14 protein-coding genes are annotated in these 14,805 nt (G+C 59.3%); 4 read left to right on the top strand and 10 right to left on the bottom strand.

The genetic code is table 11. The features are described from left to right. Positions 1 to 42 precede the first annotated feature (42 nt). Together IE127_RS03480 and IE127_RS03475 are read right to left on the bottom strand one after the other, a co-directional pair. Complete coding sequence (locus tag IE127_RS03480) at positions 43 to 954, bottom strand: homoserine O-succinyltransferase (protein WP_189423458.1); 912 nt, start codon at positions 952 to 954, stop codon at positions 43 to 45. Between the two features lie 53 nt (positions 955 to 1,007). Beyond that, complete coding sequence (locus tag IE127_RS03475) at positions 1,008 to 1,874, bottom strand: ATPase (RefSeq protein WP_189423456.1); 867 nt, start codon at positions 1,872 to 1,874, stop codon at positions 1,008 to 1,010. Positions 1,875 to 2,116: 242 nt separating this feature from the next. Between IE127_RS03475 and IE127_RS03470 the strand changes: the two genes are divergently transcribed. From IE127_RS03470 to IE127_RS03460, 3 genes are read left to right on the top strand one after another with little or no spacing between them, the layout of a single operon-like run. After that, positions 2,117 to 3,493 carry a flagellar hook protein FlgE gene (locus IE127_RS03470; protein ID WP_189423453.1) on the top strand — a complete coding sequence of 459 codons (1,377 nt, stop codon included), beginning with the start codon at positions 2,117 to 2,119 and terminating at the stop codon, positions 3,491 to 3,493. Positions 3,494 to 3,553: 60 nt separating this feature from the next. Then, entirely contained in the window at positions 3,554 to 5,350 is a 1,797-nt protein-coding gene (gene flgK, locus IE127_RS03465; protein ID WP_189423450.1) for a flagellar hook-associated protein FlgK, read from the top strand. Between the two features lie 14 nt (positions 5,351 to 5,364). Beyond that, positions 5,365 to 7,269: a hypothetical protein gene (locus IE127_RS03460; protein ID WP_189423449.1), complete on the top strand. Its 1,905-nt coding sequence runs from the start codon at positions 5,365 to 5,367 to the stop codon at positions 7,267 to 7,269. A gap of 90 nt (positions 7,270 to 7,359) precedes the next feature. Here IE127_RS03460 and flaF read toward each other — a convergent pair whose 3' ends face one another. From flaF to IE127_RS03420, 8 genes are all read right to left on the bottom strand, one after another. Then, positions 7,360 to 7,734: a flagellar biosynthesis regulator FlaF gene (flaF, locus tag IE127_RS03455; protein WP_189423446.1), complete on the bottom strand. Its 375-nt coding sequence runs from the start codon at positions 7,732 to 7,734 to the stop codon at positions 7,360 to 7,362. Beyond that, positions 7,685 to 8,110, bottom strand: coding sequence for a flagellar biosynthesis repressor FlbT (gene flbT / locus IE127_RS03450; protein ID WP_189423443.1), 426 nt, complete (start codon positions 8,108 to 8,110; stop codon positions 7,685 to 7,687). The genes flaF and flbT overlap by 50 nt, the downstream gene beginning before the upstream one ends. 114 nt (positions 8,111 to 8,224) lie before the next feature. Then, positions 8,225 to 9,826: a flagellin N-terminal helical domain-containing protein gene (locus IE127_RS03445; RefSeq protein ID WP_189423441.1), complete on the bottom strand. Its 1,602-nt coding sequence runs from the start codon at positions 9,824 to 9,826 to the stop codon at positions 8,225 to 8,227. Positions 9,827 to 10,011: 185 nt separating this feature from the next. Then, positions 10,012 to 11,481 carry a flagellin N-terminal helical domain-containing protein gene (locus IE127_RS03440; protein WP_189423439.1) on the bottom strand — a complete coding sequence of 490 codons (1,470 nt, stop codon included), beginning with the start codon at positions 11,479 to 11,481 and terminating at the stop codon, positions 10,012 to 10,014. A gap of 154 nt (positions 11,482 to 11,635) precedes the next feature. Next, positions 11,636 to 11,953: a hypothetical protein gene (locus IE127_RS03435; RefSeq protein ID WP_189423436.1), complete on the bottom strand. Its 318-nt coding sequence runs from the start codon at positions 11,951 to 11,953 to the stop codon at positions 11,636 to 11,638. A 122-nt stretch (positions 11,954 to 12,075) separates the two neighbouring features. Further along, the gene (locus IE127_RS03430) at positions 12,076 to 12,546 is read right to left on the bottom strand and encodes a hypothetical protein (protein ID WP_189423433.1); all 471 of its coding nucleotides are present in this window, start codon (positions 12,544 to 12,546) and stop codon (positions 12,076 to 12,078) included. Beyond that, positions 12,546 to 12,872 carry a rod-binding protein gene (locus IE127_RS03425; RefSeq protein ID WP_189423431.1) on the bottom strand — a complete coding sequence of 109 codons (327 nt, stop codon included), beginning with the start codon at positions 12,870 to 12,872 and terminating at the stop codon, positions 12,546 to 12,548. Before IE127_RS03425 ends, IE127_RS03430 begins: the two co-directional genes overlap by 1 nt. Continuing rightward, on the bottom strand, positions 12,872 to 13,987 hold the full coding sequence (locus IE127_RS03420) for a flagellar basal body P-ring protein FlgI (protein WP_210310440.1): 1,116 nt from the start codon (positions 13,985 to 13,987) through the stop codon (positions 12,872 to 12,874). Before IE127_RS03420 ends, IE127_RS03425 begins: the two co-directional genes overlap by 1 nt. Before the next feature lie 268 nt (positions 13,988 to 14,255). Between IE127_RS03420 and IE127_RS03415 the strand changes: the two genes are divergently transcribed. After that, a complete protein-coding gene (locus IE127_RS03415) occupies positions 14,256 to 14,672 on the top strand; it encodes a flagellar assembly protein FliX (RefSeq protein ID WP_189423425.1) in 417 nt (138 codons plus the stop codon). Positions 14,673 to 14,805: the final 133 nt, after the last annotated feature.

Genomic DNA, 14,805 nt, shown 5'->3' with positions numbered 1-14,805 from the left:
GCATGGCCGGCGCCCCTTTCTCAATTGTGGCGGGATGATCTACTAGCTGCCGATCTGGTCGAGATCGTAATGCGTCGTCTGGTAGATCTCGTTGATCCAGTTCTGGAACAGCAGGAAAGCGTGGCTGCGCCAGCGGTTTTCCGGCACCTGCGTTGGGTCGTTGTTGGGAAACAGGTCAACCGGCGGATCGATCGTCATCCCCGCGCCAATGTCGCGCTCATACTCTTCCGCCAGTGAGGTATGATCATACTCGAAGTGGTTGAGCATATGCACGGCGCGGTGCCGTGGGTCGTCTAGCATGCAGATCCCCACCTCGGCGCTGTCGATCAAGATCTCAAGGTCTTCGGGAAGGCTTGAGCGGTCAATGTCGTTGTAGCGCGACACCGGTACGGCCAGATCGTCCGAGAACCCGCGCAGGTAGGGCGCGCGGGTGTTGACAACCTTGTGCCTATAGACGCCGAAAGCCTTGTGAGGCATGCGATAGCGACGCACGCCGTGGAAATGATGCAGCGCTGCCTGCGCGCCCCAGCAGATGAACATGGTGTGGTGAACGTTGGTCTGCGTCCAGTCCATGATCTCGACCATCTCCTGCCAATACCGCACCTCCTCGAAGGGGATATTGGCAATGGGCGCTCCGGTGACGATGAAGCCATCGAACTTGCGCGAACGCACGTCTTCCCAGGTCTGATAGAAGGTATCGAGATATTCCTGCGGCGTGTTCTTTGACAGGTGGTCTGTAATGCGCACGAGCGTGACATCCACCTGAAGCGGCGTCGAGCCGATGAGGCGGGCGAACTGGGTTTCGGTGCGCTGCTTGTTCGGCATGAGGTTGAGCAGGCCGATCTGGAGGGGGCGAATGTCCTGGCGTGCTGCGCGCGTGGAGTCCATGACCGCGATGCCCTCGTTTTCAAGAACGCGGCGCGCGGGGAGATCGTCTGGAATGCGGATGGGCATTGTCTTGCCTTGATGGTGAAATTAAGCGAAGGACGTGATGCGTGGCCTTTCGGCTAGCGCATTCGGGCTTCGATCGCTTCGGCCATCAGTTGTGTGAAATCGGCGGCGTTGCGTACGCGCTCCAGATCGCGGCCTTCGATGACATAGCCGAAATTGTCGGCAAGGGCCTGATAGCGGGGAAGCCTGTCGAACAGGATCGCCTCATAGCCCCAGGCGCCAAACCCAGCAGGGTCGACTGCGTTATCGTCGCTGACGCCGTTCATCGTCTTGTACTCCTGCCATTTTTCCACGAGCAGTTCGGGGCGGTAGTACATCGGTTTCGGGTTCGTCTTGAACCGGCGTACCAGACGCTCCGCATCGGCTTCGGTGCCTCTGAGATAAACCAGGCAGGAATGTTCGGCCAGCGTCGCGATGATCGGGTCATTCTGATCGAAGGGGTCAACGACCTCGATCAGCGAGCCGCCCGTATCGGCGATGAAGTCATCGTAGTCGTAGAGCGCCTTGGCGCGTTCGATGAAATAGGGCATTTCACTGAGAGCATAGAGCTCCGCCACCCTGTGCTGCTCTTGCCGGCGCTGGTATTCGGCAAGCGGCAGGCCGCCTTTTTCAGGGTTCCCGGGCTTACCCAGATAGGTCGAAAGCGGATCGAGATTGTCGAACGTCATGTTCGAGGCGATGGAAATCGAGTCCGAGCGCAAAAGCTCCGCGAGGAACGGCACCTTCATTGCCTCGAGCTTGAAGTTGTCGACAATGTATTCGCCCATGTGCCGAGTGCCGATGCGGTAGTCGACGGAATAATGGAACCAGCCCTCATCGCGCAGCAGATCGCTGAGCCATGTCTTGCCAACGCCAGACATGCCGAAAACGGTCACGGCGTGGCGTGGACTTTGAACGTATTCATCGACCGAGGAAAACAGCATGGCAGGCAATCGAACCAGTTTCGGGCATCGTCTGTGCTCTAGTTCACCTGTCACCGGCGAACAAGCGTGAGACTGGGCAAGAAGTGCCTGGTGGCGGTGAATATTGCCGTGTCGGGGCAGCACCTGCTGCAGTTCTGGCGCCTAAATCGGCGGGTTTCTGCTGGAACGATGTTGGCACAGCGCTTGCCTATAGAGAGGTAACTGCGCGTCCGACCCGGCGCGCCTTGGGTAATGGAGTTATTATGGGTATCTACGGGGCTCTGACCAGCGCCGTGTCCGGGATGCGGGCACAGGCTTTCGCGCTCGAGGCGATTTCGGGCAATATCGCCAACTCTCAAACTACGGCGTACAAGCGTTCGGAGACGCAGTTTCTCGATCTGGTGGCAGATGCGCCGCTCAACAGGCAGCTGGCCGGAGCGGTGACGGCGCAGTCGCGCAGTACCAACAACATCAAGGGTGATATCCAGAATGTTTCCAACGCGACATACGTCGCGCTGAATACGTCGGGGTTTCTGATCGTCGAGCAAAAAGCCGGCGAGTCCGATGGCAACGCGATCTTTGCGGGAACCAATTTCTACACGCGCCGCGGTGATTTCGAACTCGACAAGGATGGCCGGCTCGTAAATGGCGCAGGCTATTACCTCAAAGGCCTGCCGGTCGATCGGACCTCCGGCAACATTTCCGGTTCAGTGCCCGGCGTCATCCAGATCTCGAACGCATTCCTCGCCGCACAGCAGTCGAGCCAGATCGACTATCGGGCAAATCTGCCGGAAATTCCCCTGACGGCGAATTACGATCCGAACACCGACAACAGCGAGCTTTTCGATATCGCAGCTGCACCCAACAGCACAGTCGATGCAATTGTTGCCGAAGACGAGACAGCATTCCTCGACAGGACGATCTCCGGCGGCGCTATCACACTTTACGGTGAGAACGGCGGACCTACCGATGTTCAGCTGCGCTGGGCCAAAACAGATAGTACCGAGAATAGCGCAGGCGCAAACCCCGACACCTGGAATCTCTATTACATGAGCGATTCCAATGCGGCGACCGGCGAGACCAAGTGGACGAGAGTTCAGCAGGATTTCCAGTTCGCTGATAATGGCGACATGACCTTGCCAACCGACCCTGTGACCACCATCACTGGCATGACCGTCAATGGCACGAACCTTGGCGATGTCAGCTTCAGTCATGGGGCCGAAGGTATAACGCAATATTCTGACGCGAACGGCACGGCAAACGTCACCACCTTGCGGCAGGACGGCTATGGTGCGGGTGAATTCGTTTCCGTCCAGATCAGCGACTCCGGGCGCGTTGTCGCGACTTACTCCAACGGCAAGCGCATTGACGTGGCTCAGGTTGCCACTGCCAACTTCTCAGCCGTCAATGAACTGAAGCGTCTTGATGGCGGCGCCTATGCGGCCACGTCAGAGTCGGGCGACGCGATCATCGATCTCACCGGCGAGGGTATTGTCGGCGGCGCGCTCGAGGCATCGAATACAGACATTTCAGATGAATTTACGAAGTTAATCGTAACGCAGCAGGCATATGCTGCTGGTACGCGTATCGTCACTACTGCAGACGAAATGCTGCAGGAAGCCCTGAATATGGTTCGTTAGGAATAGGCCCGTTGCCTGGCGCCACCCGGCGCCGGGCCACCTTGCATCCGGAGCCCCGTCATGGGACTGCTGACTTCGATCAATAACGCCGTATCCGGCATTCGCGTGAACCAGGATTCTCTCAACCTGGTCAGCAAGAATATCGCGAACTCGGGCACGCCCGGCTACCACCGGCAGTCGCTCAGCGTTATCGACTATGGCAACGAAGCTTCTTCGTACGCACGCACCTCAGGCGTCCAGCGTGCGTTCAACCAGTCGCTTCAGACATATTATACAAGCCAGGTCTCGACAGCCTCGCAAGCCAGTACGAAAGCAGCCTACCTTGATCGGCTGCAGACCTTCATGGGCAAGCCCGGCTCGGAAGGTTCGCTTGATACTGTCTATCAAAATCTCAAGAACGCCTTCGAGACCCTGAGCGTCAGCCCGGATGATCATGCAGCGCGCGCCGAGGTCGTTTCGAAGTCCCAGACCTTTACGGGCACGTTGAACCGTCTCTGGGGCAATGTGCGCGACATGCGTCTGGAAACCGAAACGAAGATGTCTTCGGCGGTAGACGACCTGAACGACATGCTGACGAGCCTCGGCGACGTCAACCAGCGCCTGCAGGATGTCGCAGCGTCGCCTGACTCGCGCACCATGCTTCTCGATCGCCGCGACTCGCTCGTTTCGGAAATTGCCGAGAAGATCGATGTGCGCGCCGACTATAAGCTTGATGGCACTGTGGCCTTGCGGACAAAGTCGGGCGTTGGGCTGATAGACGGGCGTGTCTCGAGGTTTTCCTATGAATCCTCGGGTGCGGTTGGCGAAGGTCGGCTGATGCTGACTTCGCCCGGCGGCAACAAGATCGATCTTGCGAAGCAGGGAGGTCTGCAAGGCGGTGAACTTGCCGCCCTGGTGGACCTGCGTGACAATACGTTGGCCGAAGCAGAGGCTCATCTCGACCAGATCGCGGCAAGCCTTGCGCAGGTATTCGGCACGAATACCACGGAAGGCGACGCCGCGACGGTTGGCGCCGCTGAGGGCTTTGACATCAATCTCAACGATCTCGAGCCCGGCAACGACCTGCTGATCAGCTATTCCGAGAACGGCATCGATAAGCAGGTGCGGGTGGTCAACACCACCAAGACTGTTGACTATCAGGAACCCGACGGTACGCGGGTTCTCGGGGTCGACATCGAGAACCTGTCGACCGCCGATGTCGCCCTGGCGCTTGGAGGTCAGGTGAGTGGGCTCGCCTTCTCGGACGAAGGGTCCGGCACTCTGCGCGTCCTCGATGATGGAGCGGCGGGAACAACCAACGTCAATAAGGTCATAGCGCGCGCGACAAGCGATGGCGCGCAGGGGGATGGTCTCGGCCTCAACCTGTTTACAGATGGCGCGCGACCGTTCACCCGCTCGCTTGAAGGCGATCCCCCGCAGGTAGCCGGTTTCGCAGGGCGTATTGCGGTCAACCCGGCGGTGGTCGCCGATAATCGTCTGTTGGTGCAATATGAGGCGGGTGGGTCGCTCGGGGAGAGCACGCGTCCGGATTACCTGCTGGCACAGCTCGGCAATCGCGATTTCGCATCCAGCCCCGATGCTGTAGGCGCCGACAAAGGCTTCAAGCTCAGCGGGACACTCGGCGAGATCGTAACGCAAACGATCAACTACCAGGGACGCAATGTCGCGACGGCACTGGGGCGCCAGCAGGATACGAGCCTGGCGCTCGATACGGTGACGACCCAGATGCAGTCCGAATATGGCGTCAATCTCGATGAAGAGATGGCGCGGCTTATCGAATTGCAGAATGCCTATGCAGCGAATGCGCGCGTGATCAGCGTCGTGCAGGAGCTGATGGATCGGCTCTTGGCCATCTGAGGGAGACGAAGACAATGATCGTCAACAAGTCGATGTTTCCGCTGCAGACCGGCTTTTCGGCTCTCACCAATATGCAAAGCCGCATGTCGGACCTGCAGGTGCAACTCGGCACCGGCCAGAAGGCGCAAAGCCTCGCTGGCATGGGTGCGGATTTGCCGGTGTCGTTAAGTGCGCGATCGCGACTGTCTCAAATTGCCGGGTTCACCTCAAACATCACCACGGTCGATCTGCGACTCGGATTTCTCGACAATGCCTTCACGCGGCTCGACGAGATGGAGGGACAGGCGCGCAACTCGGCCGTACCGGGGCAGTACGGCACTGGCGACATCAACATGGTGACGGTCCCCCAGCAGTCGCGCGGGCGGCTGGACGAACTGGTCACTTTGATGAACTCCGATGTTGACGGGCGATATCTGTTCGGCGGTTCGAAGACCGACAATGCGCCGGTTCCGGAGATGAACGTGTTGCTGGAAGGCCAGGGCGGCCGTGCCGGTTTCCGTACGGTGGTGAACGAGCGCAAGCTCGCTGACGCCGGCGCCGCCGGGCAGGGGCGGCTCGATACTTCGCTTGCCGGCGCAAGCGTCACGCTTGCCGAGGACGGTGCGCACCCGTTCGGCTTCAAGCTTTCGACGCTCGCGACATCCAGCAGCGCGATCACCCCAACGCCGACATCAGGAGACCCTGCAAGTCTTGGTGTCGAGTTCACAGCGCAGCCGACAGCCGGGCAAACGGTGACCATCGGACTGAGCCTGCCGGACGGCACGGAAACCCAGGTGACGCTGACAGCAGCGACCGAGTTGCCCACCGGTGAGAACGCGGACAAGGGCATCTACCTGATCGGTGCGGATGAGGCGACGACGGCTGCCAATTTCGAGGCGGCGCTCAAGAGCAAGTTGCAGCACGAGACGGACCGCACTCTTTCGGCGGCATCCACCTACGCAGCGTCACAGAACTTCTTCAATGGCAGCGGCGAGCCTGTGGTGCGCGTAGCGGGCGACCCGGCGACGGCGACATCGCTCAAGCTTGCGACGGTCAATGACACGGTGATGTGGTATTCCGGCGAGACCAGCGCCATCAGCGCCGACAATCTCGGGCGGATGACCGTCTCGCAGACCGGCGACACCGTCTCCCTGAGCGAGGACGTGCCGCAATCGCCAGATTACGGCTTTCGGATCGCTGCCGCGACAGGATCTGCAAACATCACGGCTTCCGCGCCCGGACCGGCGCCAGCGAGCGTCGATGTGCAGTTCACGGGTGTTCCAGCGGCTGGCGAAACCGTCAGCCTCACCCTTTCACAGCCGAATGGCACGACGCGCGACGTCGCGCTGAAAGCAGTCAGCGGCCGGGCAGGGCCAGGCGAGTTCAGCATCTCTACCAATGCCGATCCCGCAATCGCGCGAGAGGAAACAGCCGCAGCCTTTTCGAATGCGCTGTCAAAGAGCCTTGAGGGTGCTGCACAGGCCGCGCAGACGAACTCCCGCCAGACCGTGAGTGCGCGCGTCGGGGAATCCACAAAGGTCAATTACGGTGTCACCGCCAACGAGAGCGGGATGCTCGCAATGATGCGGACATTCGCTGCGATGACGGTCGAGACCTATCCATCGGACGATGCGACCTCTAGGGGGCGGTTCGACGCCATGGCTGCGCGCCAGCAGTACCAGATGTCCGAGCAGCACAACGCCAACCCGGGGTCGATCGAGGCGATCACCATGGACCTCGCATTGGCGCGTAACACCGCCAACGAGGCAAAGGCGCGGCACGACGAGTACAAGGCGCAGCTGGAAAACGTTCTCAGCGATGCGGAAACCGTCAGCAAGGAAGAAGTCGCCGTCGAGATCCTGGCGCTGCAAACGCGGCTGCAGGCGAGTTATCAGGTGACGGCTATGGTTTCCCAGCTCAACCTGACAAAGTTCCTCTAACGCCTCGCTAGGCCCTCTCTGAGCAAACTAGAAAGCGCCCGCGGGTAGACCGGGGCGCTTTATGGTTTTGGCGTCGATGCGTGGCGGGCTTTAGCCGGCGCTGCCTCGTAGACCTGCGGCAAGCTGGCGATTGATGTTGATCATCGGATCGAGCTTGTCGGCAGTCGGCTCGAGCATGATTTCGCGGGTCTGATTGAGCATGTAGATGCCGAGATTGGCAACGTTCTGCTTGATCGTCTGCGGCAGAGGATTGTCCTCCTTGACCACAGAGCTCATCAGAATGGTCCACAGCTTGCGGTTGAAGGTCAGCGCGCTGCGCATGTCCGCATGCGATAAGTCCTGCCAGTTATCCTTCAGGCGCTGCAGGCCAAGGGCCGCCTTCACCAGCAATGCGGCCTCACGGTCGCGAGGGGATTCAACGGTTTTCGCCGTCTCTTGGTATGCCTGAGCGCCCTGTTGATACATGTGCGAGCAGTTCCTGTTCGTATTCCCTCAGCCTTTGAGAGGCCTTGAGAGCTTTGTAGAGCTGCCCGGTTAATATCTCGTTATTGATTTGGTCCACAATCTGCATTGATGATGGCACTGCGGTGACAAACTCGTTCACCAACGCGAAGTATTCGTCCCGCATCTCATCTACATCATCATTGATATACATCAGTTGTACAGCGAGGTAGATGCGCTTTGCCGGCGTGTCGGCAGTGTCGGCGGTCAGGATATCCTTCTCGCGCAAAATCGGCGCCTGGCCGTCAATGAACAGACGTGTCCGCTGATCGGCATTGGTGATGATGCAATTGCCGACGAGGAGTTTCTCGCCGGGCCTGAGTTCGACCTTTAGAGCCAACGCGGTTCTCCCCTCGGACAGCTAGCCAGGAAGAATTATCTTGAAGCGCGTCGCAAGACAACAAAGGCGGACCATTTGCCCGCCTTTGTTGTTAATGAGGATAAGGGAAACCTTTTACCGCAGAAGCTGCAGTACCGACTGATCCGCCTGGCTGGCGAGGGACAGTGAGTTCGAGGAAAGCTGCTGCCGTGTCTGCAGCGCCAGCAGGTTGGCCGCTTCCTCGTTCATATCGGCCAGAGTGAGGTTGGCAGCCCCTGTTTCCAGCGTTTCGATCATCATGCTGGTGAACTTCTGGCGGTTCTCGACGATTGACAGGTTTGAACCGAATGTCGACGCCTGGCCCCGGATCTCATCCAGCGCCATTTTCATGTCGCCCATCAGCTTGTCGATATTGCTGTCGGCGTCGAGCTCGCTGGCCTCGAGATTGGTTGGGATCTTGAGGTTGGCGGCGTTGATGGTCTTGCCTTCATCCGTTTGAATGTCGATCGACGACGTGCCGGTCTCGTTGAAGGTGATGGTCAGCTTGTCGCCGCGCAAGAGGTTGATGCCGTTGAACGAGGCGTCATCCGAAATCTTGTCGAGCTGGTCGCGCAGCTCGCGGAACTGATCTGCAAGCTTGGCGCGGACCGAGTTGCCTTCGATCTCGTTCGTGTCCGTGTTGGTGCCGGTCGTGCCGTTGCCCAGCGAGGCTCCGGCTACAGTCAGAGGCTGCGTCGACTGGTTTTCGATGCGCAGCTTGCCATTGTCGTTCGACGCGCGGATTTTCTCGGCGAAGGCGCTGTCGGACTTGTTGATGTCCGCAACCAGCTCGTCCAGCGTCTTGGCGACATAGGCTTTCGTCGTTGTTTGTGTAGGGGTCGGATTATCGAAGCCGAAGTCCGCAAGAGCAACTGCTGCACCGCCGCCGGTATTGGCGGCAGAGCCACCGGCTAACGCGATGCTCGCGTCGCCATAAGGGTCCGCTGATGGGCCAGTAAAGGTCAGATTGCCACCAACATCGGCCGCAGTGACACCGAGTTCCGCCTCAGTGAAGCCGCCGTTCAGCGCTGCAATAATCTCTGCTTTTGTCACTGCGGCGCCATCCGCCACATTCATGGTGTAGGCGTCACCGCCGACATCTACCGTAATTGTATCCGCACCAGCGGAGCCACGAATGGTAACAGCCGTCGGGCCTTGGCCATTCACATCGATCGTGAAATCAAGCCCATCGCCGGCTTCATCCATATCAAACGTCGCCGCAAGTGTGCCCAGAGTGGTGGTCGCGCTAGCGCTCTTCAGCAAGCTGATTTGGGACGTAGCTTCAAAAGCGCCGCCAGAGAATGAGATAGCTTTCGCGTCTGCGTCCGTATCGTTGGTAATGCCGGCCGCGTAGTCAGTTTGCCCGTACTGGTAAGACGAAGTGTGGAAAGACTTGTCCTGACGCGCCTGACGCAGCGTCGACTGCATCGATTCAAGCGTCTTGGTAATGGCGCTCAAGCCGGCATCGGCAGCTTCCAGAGTCTGGACGCCGCTCGCCATAGAATCCATTAACGAATTCAAGTCTGTAGCGCGGTTGTTGAGACCTTGCGCCGTGAACCAGTTGATCGGGTTGTCGAGCGCCGAATTTACCTTGTTCCCCGTGGCCAGGCGCTTCTGTGTCGTGGCCATAAGGTCTGCGGTATTCTGCAACGACAACAGGTTCGTGCGTACGGCTTTGGAAAGGCTGATATCGGACATCTGTTCAATCCTTAGCTGGGTCGAGAGTCGGCCCTCGTGCAAAAAGGGTTAACAGCGCTTCCTTAATGGGGCGTTAACCATGCATGTTCACATGGCATAAACTTATTCGCCCCGCTTTCCAGCAGCCAAAACGAAAAGGGCGGGTCCGAAGACCCGCCCTTTCACAGATATTATTGTGTTTCCGATTACCGGATGAGCTGCAGGACCGCCTGGTCGGCCTGGCTGGCCAGCGACAGGGAGTTCTGACCGAGCGACTGACGGGTCTGCAGAGCAAGCAGGTTCGCAGCTTCGGTGTTCATGTCGGCAAGAGTCAGGTTGCCGGCGCCGGTTTCCAGCGTGTTGATCATCGACTTGGTGAAGCTCTGGCGGTTTTCGACCATCGACAGGTTCGAACCGAAGGTCGAGGACTGCGAGCGAACGTCACCCAATGCGCTCTTCAGCTTAGCCAACTCGGAGTCGATGTTGCTGTCGCTATCGAGATCCGATTCCTCAAGAGTCGTCGAGATCTTGAGGTTGGCGGAGTTGAGGGTAGCGCCTTCATCGGTCTGGATGTCGATCGAGGACGTGCCAGTTTCGTTGAAGGTGATGCTCAGATTGTCACCACGCAGCAGGTTGATACCGTTGAAGGAGGCGTCATCTGCCAGCTTGTCGAGCTGATCGCGAAGCTCGTTGTACTGCTTCGAGAGATCAGCACGAACTTCGTTGCCGCCGATGGTCGATGCGTCGCTGCTCGAACCGTCAATGGCACCAGCGCTTGTTGCACCGTCAACCGAAAGGTCCTGCGTAGACTGGTTTTCGATGCGCAGCTTACCATTGTCGTTAGAAGCACGGACCTTGCCATCGAGATCGGAGTTCTGGTTGATCTCGCTGACGAGCTCATCGACAGTCTTCGCGACGTAAACCGCGTCCGGCACAGCCTGGGCCGCCAAGCCGCCTACAGTGCCGGTTCCAGCAACAGTTATCTGCTGCTCATTGTCATCGGCCGTGAAGACGAGCTGTCCGTCGTCGTTCAGGCTCGCAGTGACGTCGACATCGGCGTCAGCATTGATGGCCGTGATGAGGTCACCAACCGTATCGGCGTCGAAATCAGCCGCAGTGAAGGTGACTGTGTCAGTGCCATCACCGATAATCAATGTTTCGCCATCTGCTGTGAAGCCGATAGTGTCGAGCGTGTCGGTGAGAGCAATGCCAGTCTGGGTCGACGCTGTGGTTGCCGCCTCGGCAGTGTTCGTCTGCGATGTAAGATTGATCGCAACCGGGGTATCGCCTACCGCGCCGCCATCGAACGACAGCTGCGAGGTATTGTCGAGACCGGAATCCGGAAGCGTGTACGAAGCCGTTTCGAACGACTTGTCCTGGCGTGCCTGACGGAGAGTCGACTGCATGGACTCGAGAGTCTTGGTCATGGCGGTGAGGCCATTGTCAGCAGCCTTCAGCGTCTGGATGCCGTTAGCCATGCCGTCGAGCAGCTGGTTGAGATCGCTGGCACGGTTGTTGAGGCCCTGCGCAGTGAACCAGTTGCTGGGATTGTCGAGAGCCGAGTTCACCTTGTTGCCGGTGGCCAGACGATTCTGTGTCTGGCTGAGCATTTCAGCAGTACCCTTCAGGGACTGAAGGTTGGAACGTACGGAATTGGAGAGAGAAATATCGGCCATTAGAGTCCCTTTCTAGGATCTGGCTTACAAACGCGACCTCTTCCTGAAGTCGCCCGAAGGTTTGCCTGTCAGACCATAAAGAAAAGTTAAGCCGCGTAATTCAAATCGAAGCGAAGGCGAAGAAGCCCCGGCACGGTTAAATCTTGTTTGAGAACTAAATCTTCCGGTCGCGCAGGCGCAGTTCGGAATCGGGTGCAAGCCAGCTGCGCTCCTGGGCGGCGCTGGATGGCCATCCGATTTCATGGGGCACAAGTTCATTGGCAAGCAGCGCAGCGGTGAAGGCTGCGCTTGCGTGCTCTATGGTGTCGAGAGCGAGGGGTACGGGCAGAGGTGGAGGGTTATCTAGAGGTCGGGCTTCATCTTCGGGCCTTGCGGGCTCTGATGGCTTTCTGGCGGGCGTGTTGTCGCGGCGCCTGTCGTTGTGCGAGGCTGCAGTGCCTGCAGAGATTGGGCTCATGGCGATGGTCTGCATCGATCTTGTCCTCAATCTGGCGCCACGAAAAGGCACCCGGAGAACAAGTCGGCACGCACACCGGTTGCAATGGCGTTCAAGCCGCCATCGCAATTTGTCTAAAATTCTTGCCCTAGGACGGCCTAGAGAGCCCGGTTAACCGCTATGCCGCGTGCGCTATCGGCCTTTGCTGCAGACATTTGTCCTTGCTGGCCATAGGTCTTGGCGCGGCTCTGGTCGCCCACAGTTTTCGCGACATCGGACAAAATATCGTCAGTCACCTTTCGCGCGGTGGCGAGCACGCGCAGATTCTCGGACATCTGCGTCGCGAGCCGGTCGCTACTGGCCTTGAGCCGCTCGAAATCCGCCGGCACCTCGGCCTTGAGGCGCTCGGCCTGGCGTTGGACGGCACGGGCGAGTCCGACATAGTCCTGCGCCAGCTGCCCCTTCTCTGCAGCCAAGGGCGCCGCATCGCGGAAACTGCCGGCGCGCAGCAACATGGTTTCGCGGTTCATGGTATCAGCCAGCGCTTCAAGCGATGCGATGGCGCGGCTGCAGAGTTCCGTGCCGCTCAGGGCATCGAGCGCCATCAGGCGTTGTTGGGCAGGGGACATCAGCGATACGCTCCAACGGCTTTGGTGAAATCGGATTTGGTATGGGTGGAAGACGGTGCCTGCTGGAGGTTCAGCAGATCGGCCATGATCTGGTCGGCAAGGCCGATACCGCCAGTCTCCGCAATCTGGTTGGCAAGCTGCTCTGACTGCATTGAGCGCCATGTCTCTTCGCCAAAGCCACCGCCAAAGGCGCCGTCCGTATCGATGCTGGAAAACATCTGCTTGACCAGCGTGTTCAGAAACACGCCTTCGAGTTCCTTGGCCTGGGAGCGGGCCCGCTCAATGCGAGCGGGGTCGATTGCGCTGGTATTGATGGCGTCGATCATCACAGCACCTCGATTTCGGCCTGAAGGGCACCCGTGGCCTTGATGGCCTGCAGGATGGAAATGAGGTCGCGTGGGCCGATGCCGAGCGCGTTGAGACCGTCCACCAGCTCTTGCAGCGTGACCGATTCCTCGACCACGGCGAGCGGGCTATCGGACTGCAGCACGTCGAGATCGGTATTCGGCTCGACGGCTGTCTGCCCCGCCGCGAATGGCGCGGGCTGCACCACATTCGGATCCTCGGCAATTGTCACCGTCAAGTGTGACTGAGCGACAGCAACTTTCGAGACGCGCACATCCTTGCCCATGACGATGATGCCGGAGTCTTCATCGATGACGATCTTGGCGGGCTGATCTGTATCGACCACCAGCTGTTCGATATCGGTGATGAGATCGACAATGTTGCCATTGAAATTCTGGGGCAGGGTGATGCGGACAGTCGCCGGATCCTCGGGGATCGCGGTCGGCACGCCTATGAAGTCGTTGATCGCCAATGCGACGCGGCGCGACGTGGTGAAGTCCGGATTGCGCAGGGCCAGTCGCAGCGAGTGCTGGGCGGCCAACTGGAAGGCAATCTCGCGCTCGATAAGTGCGCCTGATGAGATGCGGCCGGTGGTCGGCACGCCCGACTTCACGGTAGCGGCATCGCCCTCGGCGACGAACCCGTTGATGGAGACGGCGCCCTGAGCGATCGCATAGACGTCTCCGTCTGCACCCATAAGCGGTGTGACCAGAAGGGTGCCGCCTTGCAGGCTGTTGGCATCGCCGAGGGCTGAGACGGTCACATCCATGCGTGAGCCCTGCGTGGCGAACGGGGGCAGGTTGGCGGTAACCATCACGGCTGCAACATTGTCGGTCCGTACCGTCTCGCCAGCCGTGTTGACGCCCATACGCTCAAGCATCGATTGCAGTGATTGCCGGGTGAAGGGAGCATTGTTGAGGCTGTCGCCCGTGCCGTCGAGGCCGACCACGAGACCATACCCGACGAGCTGATTTTCGCGGACGCCCTCAAAGTCGACGATATCCTTGATGCGCGCAGACGCCGCTTCGGCGACAGCGATGGTCCCGAAGACGAGGCTGGTGCCTAGCAGCAAGCCTGCAATTGTCCGCCTCAGCATTTGTTTCATGTCCGGTCCCCTGGTCGAGCACGGTGTCCCCACACCGGCATAGATCGTTCAACCGCACAGTTAGCGAGAACCATGCCAACAGTGTTCTGGTGCCATGAGGTGCCCTTCAAGTAATTGAAATACAGCGATAAAAACTATTTCAAACTGAGGCGGTCGGGGTCTGCCGGTGGTCGGGTGAGCAGAAATTGCCGGGTGGATTAAACTGGCATTAACCATGATACGGCAGGTTTTGCCTGGTCAGCAGCCGTGAGGGGCAAACGTGAGGATTGACGCATATCGCGCCGCAACGCGTATCTCGAGCCGGCAGGAGCCGGGGCGGGGCAAGGACAGCGCGCGTTTCGAAGTCGGGACGTCCTCGTCGGCCAGGCACGCTGCGCAGACTGCGCCTGTTTCTGGCACTACCGGCATAGATGCTCTGCTTGCTTTGCAGGGAGCCGGAGATGCGCTGGAGCAACGCCGGCGCGCGGTACGGCGAGGGCACGAACTCCTCGATGACCTCGAGAAGATGCGAATGGCAGTGCTTGCCGGCGGACTGAGTGTTGACCAGCTTCAGCGGATCGCGGCGCGTCTGAGCGCAGCCGGCGAAGAAGCGCCGCAAGATCTTGCAGAGCTCATCGGCGAAATCGAACTGCGTGTGCGGGTCGAACTCGCAAAGCACGGGCACTACCCGGAATGAGCACGGCGTCACAAAAGTGCAGCCGATTCCACTATATGTGCTGCAGCGTCAAACAAGGGCAGGGTGTTGGCAGGGCGAGAACGCTGCTTGCCCGGGCGTCTGCGCTTGACTATATAGGCCGCCTTGAGGGGCG

The organism is Devosia pacifica (genome assembly GCF_014652635.1).
GTDB lineage: Bacteria > Pseudomonadota > Alphaproteobacteria > Rhizobiales > Devosiaceae > Devosia > Devosia pacifica.
Note: the sequence above shows the minus strand (reverse complement) of the source record. Positions and strands in the feature narration are given on the sequence as shown.

Bases quoted from the DNA above. Each gene is read 5' to 3' on its own strand.
- IE127_RS03425 (WP_189423431.1), bottom strand. From the start codon at position 12,872: ATGATCGACGCCATCAATACCAGCGCAATCGACCCCGCTCGCATTGAG.
- IE127_RS03480 (WP_189423458.1), bottom strand. From the start codon at position 954: ATGCCCATCCGCATTCCAGACGATCTCCCCGCGCGCCGCGTTCTTGAA.
- IE127_RS03430 (WP_189423433.1), bottom strand. From the start codon at position 12,546: ATGTCCCCTGCCCAACAACGCCTGATGGCGCTCGATGCCCTGAGCGGC.
- IE127_RS03420 (WP_210310440.1), bottom strand. From the start codon at position 13,987: ATGCTGAGGCGGACAATTGCAGGCTTGCTGCTAGGCACCAGCCTCGTC.
- IE127_RS03470 (WP_189423453.1), top strand. From the start codon at position 2,117: ATGGGTATCTACGGGGCTCTGACCAGCGCCGTGTCCGGGATGCGGGCA.
- flaF (WP_189423446.1), bottom strand. From the start codon at position 7,734: ATGTATCAACAGGGCGCTCAGGCATACCAAGAGACGGCGAAAACCGTT.
- IE127_RS03460 (WP_189423449.1), top strand. From the start codon at position 5,365: ATGATCGTCAACAAGTCGATGTTTCCGCTGCAGACCGGCTTTTCGGCT.
- IE127_RS03435 (WP_189423436.1), bottom strand. From the start codon at position 11,953: ATGCAGACCATCGCCATGAGCCCAATCTCTGCAGGCACTGCAGCCTCG.
- IE127_RS03475 (WP_189423456.1), bottom strand. From the start codon at position 1,874: ATGCTGTTTTCCTCGGTCGATGAATACGTTCAAAGTCCACGCCACGCC.
- flgK (WP_189423450.1), top strand. From the start codon at position 3,554: ATGGGACTGCTGACTTCGATCAATAACGCCGTATCCGGCATTCGCGTG.
- IE127_RS03445 (WP_189423441.1), bottom strand. From the start codon at position 9,826: ATGTCCGATATCAGCCTTTCCAAAGCCGTACGCACGAACCTGTTGTCG.
- IE127_RS03440 (WP_189423439.1), bottom strand. From the start codon at position 11,481: ATGGCCGATATTTCTCTCTCCAATTCCGTACGTTCCAACCTTCAGTCC.